Genomic DNA, 15,758 nt, shown 5'->3' on the forward strand with positions numbered 1-15,758 from the left:
GAGTTCTCAAAGAACACACCCACACCATCGCCACAAGCCATCAGGCCCGCGAACTCCGGGGAGTCATTTCTTTTAGTTCGCGCTTTCGCTGTAGTGAAGACTAGCAGGTCGATTTTTCGGTCTCACCGGGGGGTATCCCTTATCCGATGGCCGCCGAAATATCGGCTCACTATTCTGCCCGGCAGCGTACCAAGCGCTATTTTCAATCAAATTCTGGGTGGAAAACCGCGTCCACGTCCGCGAGCAGCGAAGCTCGCCTCTGCTTTTCTTGGTTTCCCGTTCGGGGCGCCCACTCTACCATCCGGAGACAGGAGCTTGGTTCGCAACCCCGTGTCAGGCCCGGCCCGGTGTTCCCAGTCCGTGTCGCGCTGACTTGGAATAAGTTACACGACCCCTTCTCGGGGCCGTGAACCGGGGGTCCCTTAACCCGAAACGGGGCGCGAACCCGCAGGTCAGCGCCCCGTTGCCCGGTGCACGTCAGCTCAGGACCCGAGCACCCGCCGTGTTGCGCTTGCCCCGGCGGACGACGAGCCAGCGACCGTGCAGCAGGTCCTCGCGGCTCGGTGCCCACTCCTCGTCGGAGATCTTGACGTTGTTGACGTAGGCGCCGCCCTCCTTGATGGTGCGGCGCGCGGCTCCCTTGCCGTTGACCAAGCCGGTCTCGACGAGCAGGTCGACGATCGTCGGCTGGTCCGCCAGGCGCAGTTCCGCGTTCGGCACGGCCGCCATCACCGAATCCAGCGTCGCCTCGTCGAGGTCGGCGAGCTCACCCCGGCCGAACAAGGCCTGGCTGGCCGCGGTCACCTTGCGGGTTTGGTCCTCGCCGTGCACGAGCGTCGTCAGCTCCTCGGCGAGGCGCTTCTGCCCGGCGCGCAGCTGCGGGCGCTCGGCCGTGGTCTTCTCCAGCTCCTCGATCTCCTCCCGGTCGAGGAAGGTGAACAGGCGCAGGTAGTGCGGCACGTCGGCGTCGGCGGCGTTGACGAAGTACTGGTACCAGGCGTACGGCGAGGTCAGCGTCGGGTCGAGCCAGACGTTGCCGCCACCCGTGGACTTGCCGAACTTGCGGCCCTCGGCGTCGGTGACCAGCGGCGTGGTCAGGGCGTGCACGGTCGAACCGTCGACCTTGCGGACGTAGTCGACGCCCCCGATGATGTTGCCCCACTGATCGGACCCGCCGATCTGCAGCTTCGTCCCGTACTTGCGGTGCAGCTGCAGGTAGTCGTACGACTGCAGCAGCATGTAGCTGAACTCGGTGTAGGAGATCCCGTCACCGGCGAGCCGGCGCTTCACGGTCTCCCGGCCGACCATCGTGTTGATCGAGAAGTGCTTGCCGACGTCGCGCAGGAAGTCCAGCGCCGTGACACCGTCGAACCAGTTCAGGTTGTTCTCCGCGATCGCGCCCGTCGGCGATTCGTCGAAGTCCACGAACTTCTCGAGCTGGGCGCCCAGCGACCGCAGCCGCTCCTCGATGACCTCCCGGGTCGCCAGCGTCCGCTCACCCACATCGCGGGGGTCGCCGATCTGACCGGTGGCGCCGCCCGCGAGCACGATCGGCCGGTGTCCCGCGCGCTGGAAGCGCGCGAGCGTGAGCAGCTGCACGAGGTGGCCCGCGTGCAGGCTCGACGCCGTCGGGTCGAAGCCGGCGTAGAGAGTGAGCGGGCCGGTGTCGAGGTCTCGGCGCAGCGCGTCGAGGTCGGTGGATTGCGCGATCAGTCCGCGCCAGGCCAGCTCGTCAAGGATGTGCTCACTCACGGGGTTCAGTTTCGCTCATCCCCGCAACCGGGTTTACGCCCGGGCTCGGATGCGGCGCCGCCCGCCCCGCCGGTAGGCGCTGACGGCCTCCGAACCGTCGACCCAGGACCGCCACGGCATGTCCATCGCAGCCGCCACCCCCACGCGCGGACCGGTGCGGATGTCGTCCTCGGCGACCTGGGCGCCGTCGTAGAGGCGCACCGGAGAATCCGGGTCGGTCAGGTCGATGCCGTTGTGCTCGCGGGTGATGCCCAGGGCTCCCGCGAGCCGCGCCGGACCGCTGGCCAGCTGGACGTCCTTGCGGGCGGCCGGTCTGCGGCTGCGGGCCAGATCGCGGCCGGTGGTGATCTCCCCGGCGCGCAGCAGCACCGCCCCGGGGACGCCATCGGTCAAGCTCACCACGTTGATGCAGAAGTGCATCCCGTAGACGAAGTAGACGTAGAGGTGTCCCGCCGGGCCGAACATGACCGAGTTGCGCTCGGTCCGGCCGCGGTAGCAGTGCGACGCCGGATCGTCGGTTCCCCGGTATGCCTCCACCTCGACCAGGCGGACGCCGACCTCGCCCTCCGGGCTGCTGGACCGCAGTTCGCAGCCCAGCAGCCGGCGCGCGACCCACAGCGGGTCGCGGGCCAGCTCCTCGCGCGTCATCAGGTCCACGCTCAGCACCCTACCGGGAGAACCGAGATCTCGATCAATCCGCGAGCCACCCGCGGTGCTCGTCGGCGGCGGCGACGACCTGCTTGCGCTGCTCGTCGACGCGGGCGGGAGCGGTCCCGCCGTGCGAGTCGCGGGACTCGATGGACCCGGCGACCGTCAGCACCTCGCGGACCTGCGGCGTCAGCGACGGGTGGGCGGCGGCCAGCTCCTCGTCGGTGAGATCGTCCAGCCCCACGCCGCGCGCCTCGGCGGTGCGCACGCACTCGCCCGACGCCTCGTGCGCCACCCGGAACGGCACGCCCTGGCGCACCAGCCACTCGGCGATGTCGGTGGCGAGGGTGAACCCGGCGGGGGCGAGCTCGGCCATCCGCTCGGTGTGGAAGGTGAGGGTCCCGAGCATGCCGCTCATCGCCGGGAGCAGGAGGTCGAGCTGCTCGACGGAGTCGATGACCGGTTCCTTGTCCTCCTGCAGGTCCCGGTTGTAGGCGAGCGGGAGCGCCTTGAGGGTGCTCAGCAGGCCGGAGAGGTTGCCGATGAGCCGGCCGGACTTGCCCCGGGCGAGTTCGGCGACGTCGGGGTTCTTCTTCTGCGGCATGATCGAGCTGCCGGTGGCCCAGGCGTCGTCGAGGGTGATGTAGCCGAACTCGGCGGTGTTCCAGATGATCACCTCTTCGGCGATCCGGGAGAGGTTGACGCCGAGCATGGCCAGGCAGAACGCGGCCTCGGCGGCGAAGTCGCGAGCGGCGGTGCCGTCGATGGAGTTGTCGGTGGCGCCCCGGAATCCCAGTTCGGCGGCGATGGCCTGCGGGTCCAGGCTCAGCGACGAGCCCGCCAGCGCGCCGGAGCCGTAGGGCGAGTAGGCGGTGCGGGCGTCCCAGTCGCGGATCCGGGAGACGTCGCGCAGCAGTGCCTGGCAGTGCGCCAGCAGGTGGTGGCCGAGCAGCACCGGCTGGGCGTGCTGCAGGTGGGTGCGGCCGGGCAGCACCGCGTCCGGGTGCGCGGCGGCCTGGGCGACCAGCGCGTCGACGACGTCGAGGACACCGGCGGCCACGCGGCGACTGGCGTCGCGCAGCCACATCCGGAACAGGGTGGCGACCTGGTCGTTGCGGGAACGACCGGCGCGCAGCTTGCCGCCGAGGTCGGCGCCGACGCGTTCGAGGAGTCCGCGTTCGAGAGCGGTGTGCACGTCCTCGTCGTCGATGACCGGCGTGAAGGCACCGGATTCGACGTCGGCGGCGAGGGTGTCGAGCCCGGCGAGCATCGCGTCGAGCTCGTCGGCGGTCAGCAGCCCGGCCTGGTGCAGGACGCGGGCGTGGGCGCGCGATCCGGCGATGTCGTAGGGCGCCAGTCGCCAGTCGAAGTGCGTCGACAGGCTCAGCGCGGCCATCGCCTCGGCGGGGCCGGAGGCGAAGCGGCCGCCCCAGAGCTTGGTGGACTCACTGCCTTGCTGCGTCACGTTCGGTTCCTCGGTGCTCTCTCGGTCTGGGGCCCGGACGCTCGTCGCCCGGTTCACCTGTGATCACTGTCCTGACGGTCCCGTCTCGTGGTGGGTGGCGAAGTTTTCATGAAAACTTCCCCACCCACGTCACGGTCCGAGGGAGGAGGTTTTCATGAGAACCTCCGTCCCCTGGTCACCGGACCACGACGAGAACCTTCTCATGAGAACGTCGTTCTTCCTGGTCACGGGACCGAATGTCGGGAGGTTCCCATGAGAGGTTCGTTCCTGTCGTCGTGAGACGGAGTGGGGAGGTTTTCATGAAAACTTCCCCACTCCACGAGACGGGTCCTAGTCCTCATCCTCGTGGTCCGCCTCGCCGGCTGCCATCGCGGTGAAGCGGTCGGCGAGCTCGTGGCCCGTGAGCGGCTCGCGGGCCACGATCATGACCGTGTCGTCGCCCGCTATGGAACCCACGACCTCGTGCAGGGCGGCGCGGTCGATGGCGCTGGCCAGGAACTGCGCCGCGCCGGGCGGGGTGCGCAGGACCGTGAGGTTGCCCGCCCCGTCGGCACCGGCGAGCAGTTCGCCGAGCAGCCGGCTCAGGCGGGAGGTTCCGCCCTGGACGCCCCGGACCGGGCTGCCGTCCTCGGGGATGACGTAGACGGCCGCCCCGCCGTCCGGGCCGCGCAGCTTCACCGCACCGAGCTCGTCGAGGTCCCTGGACAGCGTGGCCTGGGTGACCTCGATGCCGGCGTCGCCGAGCAGCTTGGCCAGTTCGGTCTGGCTGCGGATGTCCATCGAGGACACGAGTTCGACGATGCGCGCCTGCCGCGCGACCCGGGTCGTGCTCATGATCGTCGCACCAGCCAGGCCAGCAGGGCCTTCTGCGCGTGCAGCCGGTTCTCGGCCTCGTCGAACACCGCGCTGGCGGGGCCGTCGATCACCTCGTCGGTGATCTCCAGGCCGCGGTGCGCGGGCAGGCAGTGCAGGACGCTGGTGTCGGCCTTGCCGGTGGCGGCCAGCAGCTCGGCGTTGACCTGGTACGGCCGGAACGGGCTGACCCGGTCCTTGCCGTCGTTCTCCTGCCCCATCGACGTCCACGCGTCGGTGACCAGCACGTCGGCGCCCTCGACGGAGCCCTGCGGGGTGTTGTGCAGCTCGACGGAACCGCCGGTCTCGGCCGCGCGCTCGCGGGCGGCTTCCAGCACCCACTCGGCGGGCCGGAAGCCCTCGGGTGCGCCGATGCGCACGTGCATGCCCGCGGTGGCACCGCCGACCAGCAGCGAGTGGGCCATGTTGTTGGCGCCGTCGCCGAGGTAGGTCAGGGTCAGCCCGGCGAGCTTGCCGTGCCGCTCGCGGATGGTCTGCAGGTCGGCGAGGACCTGGCAGGGGTGGAACTCGTCGGTGAGCGCGTTGATCACCGGTCCGCGCGAGACCGAGGCCATCGCGTCGATGCGCGCCTGGGCGAAGGTCCGCCACACCACGGCGTCGACGTAGCGGGACAGCACCCGCGAGGTGTCCTCGATGGTCTCCTCGCGGCCGAGCTGCATCATCCGCCCGTCGACCACGATCGGCTGTCCGCCGAGCTGGTGAATGCCGACCTCGAAGGACAGCCGGGTGCGGGTGGAGTTCTTCTCGAAGAGCACCGCGATGGACTTGCCCTGGAGCACGTCGGACCCGAGCGGATCCGCCTTGAGCTCGTCGGCGAGGTCGAGGACCTCGGCCTGCTCGTCGGGCGTGAGGTCGTCGTCGCGGAGGAAGTGCCGGGACATCAGTTCTCCTTGCCAGCGGAAAGCAGTTCGGGGAGGTCGGTGAGCAGCCGCTGCACCTGCTCACCGCTGACCACGAGCGGCGGGCACAGCCGGATGGCGTCCGGCTGAATCGGGTTGACCAGGTATCCGCGCTCCTGCGCGGCGGCGGCGACCTTGGCGGCGACGGGCTCGGTGAGGCCGATCGCGATCAGCAGCCCGGCGCCGCGGACCTCGCGGACCAGCGGGTGGCCGAGTCCCTGCACACCGGTGACGAGCTCCTTGCCGACCCGCTCGACGTGGTCGAGCAACCCATCGGCCGCGATGGTGTCGAGCACCGCCAGCGCCGCCGCGCACACGATCGGGTTACCGCCGAAGGTCGTGCCGTGCTGACCGGGGTGCAGCAGGTCGGCCGCGGCCCCGATGCCGATGCAGGCGCCGATCGGCAGACCGCCGCCGAGGCCCTTGGCCAGGGTGATCACGTCCGGCGTGACGCCCTCGCGCTGGAAGGCGAACCACGAGCCGGTGCGGCCGATGCCGGTCTGCACCTCGTCGACGACCAGCAGCGCGCCGTTGCGCGAGGCGATCTCGCGCGCGGCCCGCAGGTACCCCTCGGGCGGGACGACGACGCCGTTCTCGCCCTGGATCGGTTCCAGGAACACCGCGGCGGTGTTGTCGTCCACTTCGGACTCCAGCGCGGCCACGTCGCCGTAGGGCACGTGCACGACGCCGGCCGGCATCGGCGCGAACGGCTCCTGCTTGGCGGGCTGGCCGGTGAGCGCGAGCGCGCCCATGGTCCGGCCGTGGAACCCGCCCCGGGTGGAGACGATCTTCGGGCGGCCGGTGAGCCGGGCGATCTTGAACGCGGCCTCGTTGGCCTCGGCGCCGGAGTTGCAGAACAGCACGCGCCCCTGGCCGGTCACCCCGGCCAGCTCCAGCAACCGCTCGGCCAGCGTCAGGCCGAGCTCGTGCACGTAGAGGTTCGAGACGTGCCCGAGCTTCGCGACCTGGTCGGACACCGCCCGCACGATGGCCGGGTGGGCGTGCCCGAGGGCGTTGACGGCGATGCCGCTGACGAAGTCCAGGTAGGTCTTGCCGTCGGCGTCGGTCAGCTCGGCACCGGAGCCGCTGACGAAGGTCAGCTTCGGGGTGCCGTAGTTGTCCATCATGGACGCCTGCCAGCGCTGCATCCCGGTTGCGTTGGTGGTCATGCGTCCTCCGTGTTCATGCGGGACACCCGCACCCGGTCGGCCGACATGAGCGTGCGGCGCGGAATTGTCACTCATGCGTCCTCCGATTCGACGGGGAACACCATCGTTCCCACTCCTGCACTGGTGAAGACTTCGAGCAGCACGGAGTGCGCCAGCCGCCCGTCGATGACGTGGGCGCGCGGCACTCCCCCGCGCACGGCCCGCAGGCAGGCCTCCATCTTGGGCACCATCCCGGAGGCGAGCTTCGGCAACATCTCGGCGAGCTGGTCCACGTCGAGCCGGTCGACCAGCGACGACTTGTCCGGCCAGTCGGTGTAGAGGCCCTCGACGTCGGTGAGCACGACGAGCTTCTCCGCGCCGAGCGCGACCGCCAGCGCCCCGGCCGCGGTGTCGGCGTTGACGTTGTGCACGACGCCGTCGACGTCGGGCGCGACGGTGGAGACCACCGGGATGCGACCGGCGTTGATCAGGTCGAGCACGGCGTCGGCGTTGACGTCGACGACGTCACCGACCAGGCCGACGTCGACCGCTTCGCCGTCCACGGTGGCGGTGCGGCGGGCGGCGGTGAACAACCGGGCGTCCTCGCCGGACATGCCGACGGCGTAGGGACCGTTCTGGTTGATCAGACCGACGAGCTCGCGCCCGACCTGCCCGACCAGCACCATCCGGACCACGTCCATGGTCTCCGGCGAGGTCACCCGCAGTCCGCCGCGGAACTCGCCCTCCATGCCGAGCCGGTCGAGCATCGAGGTGATCTGGGGTCCGCCGCCGTGCACGACGACGGGCCGCAGGCCCGCGAGCCGCAGGAACACCATGTCCTGGGCGAACGCGGCCTTGAGCTCGTCGTCGATCATGGCGTTGCCGCCGTACTTGATGACGACGGTGGCGCCGTTGAAGCGCTGCAGCCACGGGAGGGCTTCGACGAGGACGCTGGCCTTCTCGGCCGCGGTGGCCAGCCGATCGCTGGTGTCACTGGTCATGAGGAGTACGCGCTGTTCTCTTCGACGTAGTCGTGGGAGAGGTCGGTGGACAGGATCGTGGCGGTGTGCTCGCCGAGGTGCAGGTCGATGACGATCTCGATCTGGCGGCCGGACAGGTCCGCCTCGCTGCGGTCGCGAGCGGTGGCTCCGTCGGCGTAGAGCGAGACGCCGTTGGTGGCGATCTCGACCTTGTCCACGTCGATCTCCGCCTGCGCGCGGCCCAGCGCCATCGCGATCCGGCCCCAGTTCGGGTCGGAGCCGAACATGGCGGTCTTGACCAGGTTGTCCTCGGCGACGATGCGGCCGATGGTGACCGCGTCGGCCTCGCTGACGGCGCCGCGCACGGTGATGTCGATGGTCTTGGTCGCACCCTCGGCGTCGTCCTGCAGCTGGCGCACCAGGTCGTGGCAGACCTCGGTGAGCAGCACCGTGAACTCCTCCTTGGCGACCTCGGTCCCGGAGGCGCCGGAGGCCATGACCAGCACGGTGTCGTTGGTGGAGGTGCCGCCGTCGACGTCGAGCCGGTCGAAGGTGACCCGGGTGGCCGCGCGCAGCGCCTCGTCGAGGTCGGCGCCGCTGATCGCCACGTCGGTGGTGATCACGCTGAGCATGGTCGCCATGTTCGGCGCGAGCATGCCCGCGCCCTTGGCGAACCCGCCGATCGACCAGCCGGCGTCGTGCGCCCGGTGGGCCTGCTTGGCCTTGCTGTCGGTGGTGAGCACCGCGGTGGCGGCGTCCAGGCCGGACTGCTCACCGGTGTCGAGGGCCTGGGCGGCGGTGTCGACGCCGGGCAGCAGCGCGTCCATCGGCAGGCGCTCGCCGATCAGGCCGGTCGAGCAGACCGCGACCTCGATGGCGCCGACGCCCAGGACGTCGGCGACCTTCTCCGCGGTGGCGTGGGTGTCCTGGAACCCGCCGGGGCCGGTGCAGGCGTTGGCGCAGCCGGAGTTGAGCACGATCGCCCGGAGCTTGCGCTCCTGCAGCACCTGCTGGGACCACAGCACCGGCGCGGCTTTGACCTTGTTGGTGGTGAACACGCCGGCCGCGGACTGCTGCGGGCCGTCGTTGACCACGAGTGCGAGATCGCGGGCGCCCGCTGCCTTGATGCCTGCGGCGACCCCCGCCGCCCGGAAACCGGCGGGACCGGTCACGCTCATGTCTTCTCCTCGGTTCTGGTGGCGGGCTTCACGGCGCGAGGCCGGCGGTGGGCAGTCCGGTGGTCTCGGGCAGGCCGAGCGCGAGGTTCATGCACTGCACGGCTCCGCCGGCGGTGCCCTTGGTGAGGTTGTCCTCGGCGCCGACCACGACCAGCCGACCGGCGTCGGGGTCGACGGTGACCTGCAAGTGGACGGTGTTGGCGCCCAGCGTCGCGGAGGTCTGCGGCCAGGTGCCCTCGGGCAGCACGTGCACGAACGGCTCGTCGCCGTAGGCGTCGAGGTAGGCCTCGCGGGCTGCGGCGGTGTCGACGTCGCCGCGCAGCGGGGCCGAGCAGCTGGCGAGGATGCCGCGCGCCATCGGCGCGAGGACCGGGGTGAAGGAGACCTTGACCTCCTCCCCCGCCGCGGCGCTGAGGTTCTGGATCATCTCCGGGGTGTGCCGGTGCGCGCCGCCGACGCCGTAGACGCTGGCCGAGCCCATGACCTCGGCCGAGAGCAGGTGGGGCTTGAGCGCGCGGCCCGCGCCGGAGGTGCCGGTGATCGCGGTGATCACGGCGTCGGGTTCGACGAGCCCCGCGGCCAGCGCGGGCACGATGGCCAGCGAGGACACGGTCGGGAAGCAACCCGCCACGGCGACGCGCTTGGCGCCGCGCAGCCGGTCGCGGGCGCCGGGCAGCTCGGGCACGCCGTAGGGCCAGGTGCCGGGGTGGTCGCCGCCGTACCAGCGGGTCCAGTCCTCGGCGTCGTTGAGCCGGTGGTCGGCGCCGCAGTCGACGACCACGACGTCGTCGCCGAGCTCGGCGGCGAGGGCCGCGGAGTGGCCGTGCGGCAGCGCGAGGAAGACGACGTCGTGGCCGCGCAGCTGCTCGGCGGTGGTCTCGGTCAGCTCGCGGTCGGCCAGCGGCAGCAGGTTGGGGTGGTGCCGGCCGAGCCTGCTGCCCGCGTTGCCCCCCGCCGTCAGCGCACCGATCTCGACCTCGGGGTGCGTCAGCAGCAGGCGGAGCAGTTCTCCGCCCGCGTAACCGCTGGCACCCGCTACAGCAACCCTCACCGTCATACGGATGATTATGCACGGCTATGCAAAATCAATCAAACGAGTTCGCGCCGGGTCACCATCCTCCCACGTCACACCCTCACCGAACCTGTGATCCGACCCGCCCCGCCGGTGCGCGACCACCCCGGTTGACCGGATTTCAATGGAAATCAGGTCCCCGACTTCCATTGAAATCGCGATGTCGGGGGCCGGTGGGACGATCCGCGGTGTGAGCGAGAGGTTCCGGGAGGCGGCGCTGCGGTTGCTGCGGGAGCGGGCAGTGGCGGCCGACGCGCCCGGGATGCGGGCCTACATGAAGTCGGAGATGGCGTTCCTGGGCGTCCGGAAACCGGCGCGGGTCGGGATCGTCGACGAGCTGTGCGCGCGGTTCCCGTTCGCGACCCAGGAGGACCTGATCGGCTCCGCGCGGGCGCTGTGGCGGGAGGCGAGCTTCCGGGAGGAGCGCTACGTCGCGCTGTCCGTGACCGGGCACAGGGCTCAGCGGCGCTTCCAAGATCCCGGGATGCTCGGGCTCTACGAGGAGTTCGTGGTCACCGGGGCCTGGTGGGACTTCGTAGACGAGACCGCGAGCCGGCGCATCGGCCCGCTGCTGCTGAGCCATCCCGACGTCGTGCGCCCGCTGCTGCTGCGCTGGGCGACCGACGACGACCGCTGGCGCCGCCGCACGGCGATCATCGCGCAGCTGCGCGCCAAGGACCGCACCGACGTCGCGCTGCTGCGCCGGGCGATCGACGCCAACCTCGCCGATCCGGACTTCTTCCTCCGCAAGGCGATCGGCTGGGCGCTGCGCGAGCACGCCAAGACCGACCCCGGATGGGTCCTCGACTTCGCCGAGCACCACGCGCTCTCGCCGCTGTCGCGACGCGAAGCGCTCCGGAACATCGGGCATTAGGCTCCGGAACATCGGGCATTAGCGGGATTCTCACCGCTCGCGATCATCCGGCACCGCTGCCGTCGCGGATTCACCCGCAATAGCGGCATTTCGGGCGTCGTCGTTGACAGGCGGTAACGCCGCGGCCATACAGGTTTCACACCGCTTGCACGAGGTCACAGCACGTGGACCCCGCTGTGGATTCGGTCCGTCCCGGAAGGCATCATCGAGATCGATGACGATGATCCCGCCGCACCCGAACCTGGGGGCCCGCCACCGCGCGGCGCCGATCACGACGTCGTCCTGGGTCGGTCGGCAGGTGCTGTTACGCCGGGTGGCCGCCGCCGATCGGCGCACCCTCGCCGGTTTCGACCAAGACCCCACCCGCGCCCCGTACGCGCAGACCGACGGCTACCGGCACTGGGCCGCGCACCGCGCGAACCACGTCGACTCTCCCGACGACTTCCAGCTGGCCATCGAGACCCGCCGGGACCAGGTGCTCGTCGGCTCGATGTGCATCAGCAAGGCCGACGATCCCGACGTGTTCAGCTACGGCGTCGGCATCGGCCCGATGCACCGCCGCCACGGCTACGCCGACGACGCGATCATCACGCTGCTGGCCGTCATGTTCGGCCGCCGCCGCTTCCGGCACTGCCAGGTCGGCATCTACCGGGAGAACGTCGCCTCGATCGCGCTGCACACCAAGCTCGGTTTCCGCGAGGAAGGCCGCGCCAGCGAACCCGACTCCCTCTCCGACGGCATGCTCCACCTGGTGATCATGGGCATCTCCGCCGAGGGCTTCACCACCCGCCACCTCCCCCGCAACCACTGAGGCCGACAGAGCCCCACCGCGGCCCGCGATCACCGAGGCGAACGAGAACGGCCCCGCCCGGTAAGTCCTGGGGCGGGGCCGTTCTCGTCGTGCGGTCAGGCGCGGAGGGTGGCTCCGAGGCGGTCGGTCGCGGACTGGACCGCGGCGTCGCGGGCCTCGGTGGCCTCCTCCTGCTTGAGGGTGCGGTCCGGGGCGCGGAAGCGCAGGGCCAGGGCCAGCGACTTCTTGCCCTTCTCCAGCTGCTCGCCCGCGTAGACGTCGAACAGGCGCACGTCCTCCAGCAGCTCGCCGCCACCGGCGCGGACCGCGTCGACGACGTCCGAGGCCGCGACCGAGGAGTCGACGACCAGCGCCACGTCCATCAGCACCGGCGGGTAGGCCGAGATGTCCGGGGCGGTGCGGCGCTCCACCAGCGGCAGGGCGTCGAGGTCGAGCTCCATCGCGCTGGTGCGCTTGGGCAGGCCCAGCGCCTCGACGACCTTCGGGTGCAGCTCACCGGCGTGGCCCACGGCCGTCTCGCCCACCAGCAGCTCGGCGCAGCGGCCCGGGTGCCACGGGGCGAACTCCGCCTTGCGGACGGTCAGCTCGACACCGGCGGCCGAGGCCACCACGCGAGCCGCCTGGATCGCGTCCGCCCAGTCGGCGGCGCGGCCCTTGCCCCACCAGCCGGCCTGCTCGCGCTGACCGGCCAGCACCGTCGCCACCCGCGTGGGCTGGGCGGGCAGAGCCGCCAGCAGCCCGGCGAGCTGCTCGTCGCTGGGACGCCCGTCGACACCGACCTCCGGCACCGCGGGCTGGTCCTGCGACGGCTGGCTGATCTGGCCGATGTGGAACAGCGCGACGTCGCGGTGACCGCGGGAGACGTTGCGCTGCAAGGTGTCCAGCAGTCCCGTCAGCAGCGTCGTGGTCAGCTGCGACTTGTCGCTCTCCAGCGCGTTGAGCACCTTCACCGTGCGGCGGCGCTCGTCGTCGGCGTCCAGGCCGAAGGCGTCCAGCGCCTCCTCACCGGTGAACGGGAAGGGCAGCACCTCGACGTAACCGGCACCGGCCAGGGCGCGCGAGACCGCGCGCTTGCGGCGCTGGGCGGCGGACAGGCCGTGGCCGGGCGGCGCGGCGGGCAGCACCGACGGGATCGTGTGGTAGCCCTCCAGCCGCAGCACCTCCTCGACCAGGTCGAACGGCTGCGTCAGGTCCGGACGCCAGGACGGCGGGGTCGCGGTGATCAGGCCGACGCCGTCGTCGGAGGTGCTCAGATCGATCTTGCAGCCGATCTGGGACAGCCGGCGCGCGGTCACACCGCGCTCGTAGGAGACACCGGCGACCTTGTCCGGCAGCGCCAGCGGCATCGTCACCGCCGGCGGGGTCCGGACCTCGCCCACATCGGTGCGGCCCGCGGTGAGCTTGCCGTCGCCGTAGCGGATCAGCAGCTGCGCGGCCAGCTCCACGGCCACCGACGCCACCGCCGGGTCCACCGTGCGCTCGAAGCGCTTGCCCGCCTCGCTGGGCAGCTTGTGGCGGCGGATGGTGCGCGCGACGTTGGCCGGGTCCCAGTTCGCGGCCTCGATGAGCACGTCGTGCGTGCCGTCGCCGATCTCGGTGCTCTCGCCGCCCATGACACCGGCCAGCGACACCACACCGGAGTCGTCGGCGATCACGATGTCGTCCGGGTCGAGCTCGCGGACCTGACCGTCCAGCGTGGTCAGCTTCTCGCCGCCCTCGGCGTGCCGGACCACCAGGTCGCCGGAGACCTTCGAGGCGTCGAAGGCGTGCAGCGGCTGGCCCAGTTCGAGCATCACGTAGTTGGTGACGTCCACCGACAGCGAGATCGAGCGGATGCCCGCCAGCGCGAGCCGGCGCCGCATCCACCACGGGCTCGGCGCGGTCGGGTCCACGTTGGTCACCCGGCGCAGCACGAACCGCGAGCAGGCCTGCGCGTCCTTGATCTGCACGCCGCGCGACGGCTTGTCCTCCTCCGGGACCGGGCGCGAACCCGGGTCGCCGAAGGGCACGTCGAGCGCGTTGGACAGCTCGCGGGCCAGACCGCGCACCGAGAAGCAGTAGCCGCGGTCGGGGGTGATCGCCAGCTCGATGATCGAGTCGTCGAGCCCGACCAGCTCCACCGCGTCGTCACCGGGGTCGGCCGAACCCGACGGCAGCACCAGGATGCCGTCGTGGTCGTCACCGAGGCCCAGCTCCTTGGCGGAGCAGATCATGCCCTCGCTGAGCTTGCCGTAGGTCTTGCGCGAGCTGATCTCGAACTCGCCGGGCAGCACCGTGCCGGGCAGCGCGACGACGACCAGGTCGCCCTCGGCGAAGTTGCGGGCGCCGCAGATGATGTTCTGCAGCTTCTGCTCGCCGTCCTCGGAGGCGCCGATCTCGACCTTGCAGTACCGGATCGGCTTCTTGAACTCGGTGAGTTCTTCGATCTCGGCGACGCGACCGGCCACGAGCGGGCCGCGCACCTGCGTCAGGTGCTCGACCTCCTCGACCTCCAACCCGATCCGGATGAACGCCTCTGCCAGCGTCTCCGCGGTCGTCCCCTCGGGCAGCTCGAGGTGCTCGGCCAGCCAGGAAACCGGAATCCGCACTTGGTCAGGCCCTTCTCTCGTTCAGGTAAGTGATGTCGGGGACGGTCGTCGTGGGTGTCCTTGAAGCGGCGAAGCCGCTCAGCTCACCCTCGCAGCTTGCACCGCCGCGGGTTCTCAGAGGCTTCCTGGCGAGGACGGCCCCTCCGCCGTGTGTTGGACGAGGGGCACCCGCAGCCCAGGGAGCCTCTGAGGTTCCGCTGCTCGCACCGCTACGCAGATCGACCATCGGCAGACCTTCTCAAATGCCGTAGGGCAGGGTGAAGCGCACGTCGCCCTCGACCATGTCCCGCATGTCCGGGATGCCGTTGCGGAACATCAGGGTGCGCTCCAGGCCCATGCCGAAGGCGAAACCGGTGTAGACGTCCGGGTCGACGCCGCAGGCGCGCAGCACGTTGGGGTTGACCATGCCGCAGCCGCCCCACTCGACCCAGCCCGCGCCGCCCTTCTTCTCCGGGAACCAGATGTCCATCTCGGCGGACGGCTCGGTGAACGGGAAGTACGACGGGCGCAGCCGGGTCTTGGACTCCGGTCCGAACATCGAGCGGGCGAAGGCGTCCAGGGTGCCCTTGAGGTGCGCCATGGTCAGGCCCTTGTCGACCGCCAGACCCTCGACCTGGTGGAACACCGGGGTGTGGGTGGCGTCGAGCTCGTCGGTGCGGAAGGTGCGGCCCGGGCAGACCACGTATACCGGCAGGTCGCGGTTGAGCAGCGCGCGGACCTGCGACGGCGAGGTGTGCGTGCGCAGCACCAGCCCGGAGTCCTCCGGCGCCACGTAGAAGGTGTCCTGCATGGTGCGCGCCGGGTGGTCCTTGCCGAAGTTCAACGCGTCGAAGTTGAACCACTCGGCTTCCAGCTCGGGGCCCTCGGCGACCTCCCAGCCCATGGCCACGAAGGTGTCCTCGATCTGCTCGGCGAGCTGGGTGATCGGGTGCCGGGCACCGGTGGGCACGCGGTCCCACGGCAGCGTGACGTCGACCGACTCCTCGCGCAGCACGCGCTCGTCGCGCTCGGCCTGCAGCGCCGCGCGACGCTCGTCGAAGGCGCCCTGGATGGCTTCGCGGGCCTGGTTGACGCGCTTGCCCGCCTCGGAGCGCGCCTTGGGCGGCAGGGCTCCGATCTCGCGGCGCGCGGTCAGCAGCGGCGAGCGGTCGCCGAGGTGGCCGGGCTTGACGGCGGCCAGCTCGTCCAGGTCCGCTGCGGCTGCGAAGGCCTTCTTGGCCTCCTCGACCGCGGCGTCCAGCGTCTCCGGCGACAGCGCGGCGACCTCTTTCGGGTCGTACGAGTCGTTGGCTCCAGACATCGTTAGTGCGTGACTCCCGTTGATCCCGCAGGCATCATCGGCCAGGTCCCTGTTCTGCCAGGTAGCCGGGCCTGCGAACCTGCTGAGGTTGCATACGACTCTTCGGTGCGAAGCCGCAAGCTGACATGGGCGATTCTAAGCGACGGCGTCCACGGCGTTTCGCGGTGATC

13 protein-coding genes are annotated in these 15,758 nt (G+C 70.8%); 2 read left to right on the plus strand and 11 right to left on the minus strand.

What is annotated here, in order from left to right; all coding sequences use genetic code 11:
- Positions 1–477 precede the first annotated feature (477 nt).
- From tyrS to argC, 9 genes are all read right to left on the minus strand, one after another.
- Positions 478–1,752 (minus strand): tyrosine--tRNA ligase, encoded by a 1,275-nt coding sequence (tyrS, locus tag QFW96_RS13470; RefSeq protein ID WP_281455963.1) that lies wholly within the window; start codon positions 1,750–1,752, stop codon positions 478–480.
- A 33-nt stretch (positions 1,753–1,785) separates the two neighbouring features.
- Complete coding sequence (locus tag QFW96_RS13475; protein ID WP_281456166.1) at positions 1,786–2,400, minus strand: DNA-3-methyladenine glycosylase; 615 nt, start codon at positions 2,398–2,400, stop codon at positions 1,786–1,788.
- 43 nt (positions 2,401–2,443) lie between these two features.
- Positions 2,444–3,865, minus strand: a complete 1,422-nt coding sequence (gene argH, locus QFW96_RS13480; protein WP_281455964.1) for an argininosuccinate lyase — start codon at positions 3,863–3,865, stop codon at positions 2,444–2,446.
- A 330-nt stretch (positions 3,866–4,195) separates the two neighbouring features.
- Positions 4,196–4,699, minus strand: a complete 504-nt coding sequence (locus tag QFW96_RS13485; protein WP_281455965.1) for an arginine repressor — start codon at positions 4,697–4,699, stop codon at positions 4,196–4,198.
- Entirely contained in the window at positions 4,696–5,619 is a 924-nt protein-coding gene (gene argF / locus QFW96_RS13490; RefSeq protein WP_281455966.1) for an ornithine carbamoyltransferase, read from the minus strand. The genes QFW96_RS13485 and argF overlap by 4 nt, the downstream gene beginning before the upstream one ends.
- Positions 5,619–6,806, minus strand: a complete 1,188-nt coding sequence (locus QFW96_RS13495) for an acetylornithine transaminase (RefSeq protein WP_281455967.1) — start codon at positions 6,804–6,806, stop codon at positions 5,619–5,621. The genes argF and QFW96_RS13495 overlap by 1 nt, the downstream gene beginning before the upstream one ends.
- 71 nt (positions 6,807–6,877) lie before the next feature.
- The gene (argB, locus tag QFW96_RS13500; protein ID WP_281455968.1) at positions 6,878–7,786 is read right to left on the minus strand and encodes an acetylglutamate kinase; all 909 of its coding nucleotides are present in this window, start codon (positions 7,784–7,786) and stop codon (positions 6,878–6,880) included.
- Positions 7,783–8,943 carry a bifunctional glutamate N-acetyltransferase/amino-acid acetyltransferase ArgJ gene (argJ, locus tag QFW96_RS13505; RefSeq protein ID WP_281455969.1) on the minus strand — a complete coding sequence of 387 codons (1,161 nt, stop codon included), beginning with the start codon at positions 8,941–8,943 and terminating at the stop codon, positions 7,783–7,785. Before argJ ends, argB begins: the two co-directional genes overlap by 4 nt.
- Before the next feature lie 28 nt (positions 8,944–8,971).
- Positions 8,972–10,000 carry an N-acetyl-gamma-glutamyl-phosphate reductase gene (gene argC, locus QFW96_RS13510; protein ID WP_281455970.1) on the minus strand — a complete coding sequence of 343 codons (1,029 nt, stop codon included), beginning with the start codon at positions 9,998–10,000 and terminating at the stop codon, positions 8,972–8,974.
- Between the two features lie 205 nt (positions 10,001–10,205).
- Between argC and QFW96_RS13515 the strand changes: the two genes are divergently transcribed.
- Together QFW96_RS13515 and QFW96_RS13520 are read left to right on the plus strand one after the other, a co-directional pair.
- Entirely contained in the window at positions 10,206–10,889 is a 684-nt protein-coding gene (locus QFW96_RS13515; RefSeq protein ID WP_281455971.1) for a DNA alkylation repair protein, read from the plus strand.
- Positions 10,890–11,103: 214 nt separating this feature from the next.
- On the plus strand, positions 11,104–11,700 hold the full coding sequence (locus QFW96_RS13520) for a GNAT family N-acetyltransferase (RefSeq protein WP_281455972.1): 597 nt from the start codon (positions 11,104–11,106) through the stop codon (positions 11,698–11,700).
- Positions 11,701–11,795: 95 nt separating this feature from the next.
- Here the strand turns inward: QFW96_RS13520 and pheT are convergent, their stop codons facing one another.
- Together pheT and pheS are read right to left on the minus strand one after the other, a co-directional pair.
- The gene (gene pheT / locus QFW96_RS13525; protein WP_281455973.1) at positions 11,796–14,288 is read right to left on the minus strand and encodes a phenylalanine--tRNA ligase subunit beta; all 2,493 of its coding nucleotides are present in this window, start codon (positions 14,286–14,288) and stop codon (positions 11,796–11,798) included.
- Positions 14,289–14,526: 238 nt separating this feature from the next.
- A complete protein-coding gene (gene pheS / locus QFW96_RS13530) occupies positions 14,527–15,588 on the minus strand; it encodes a phenylalanine--tRNA ligase subunit alpha (protein ID WP_281455974.1) in 1,062 nt (353 codons plus the stop codon).
- Between the last annotated feature and the right edge of the window lie 170 nt (positions 15,589–15,758).

This window comes from Saccharopolyspora ipomoeae (genome assembly GCF_029952525.1).
Lineage (GTDB): Bacteria > Actinomycetota > Actinomycetes > Mycobacteriales > Pseudonocardiaceae > Saccharopolyspora > Saccharopolyspora ipomoeae.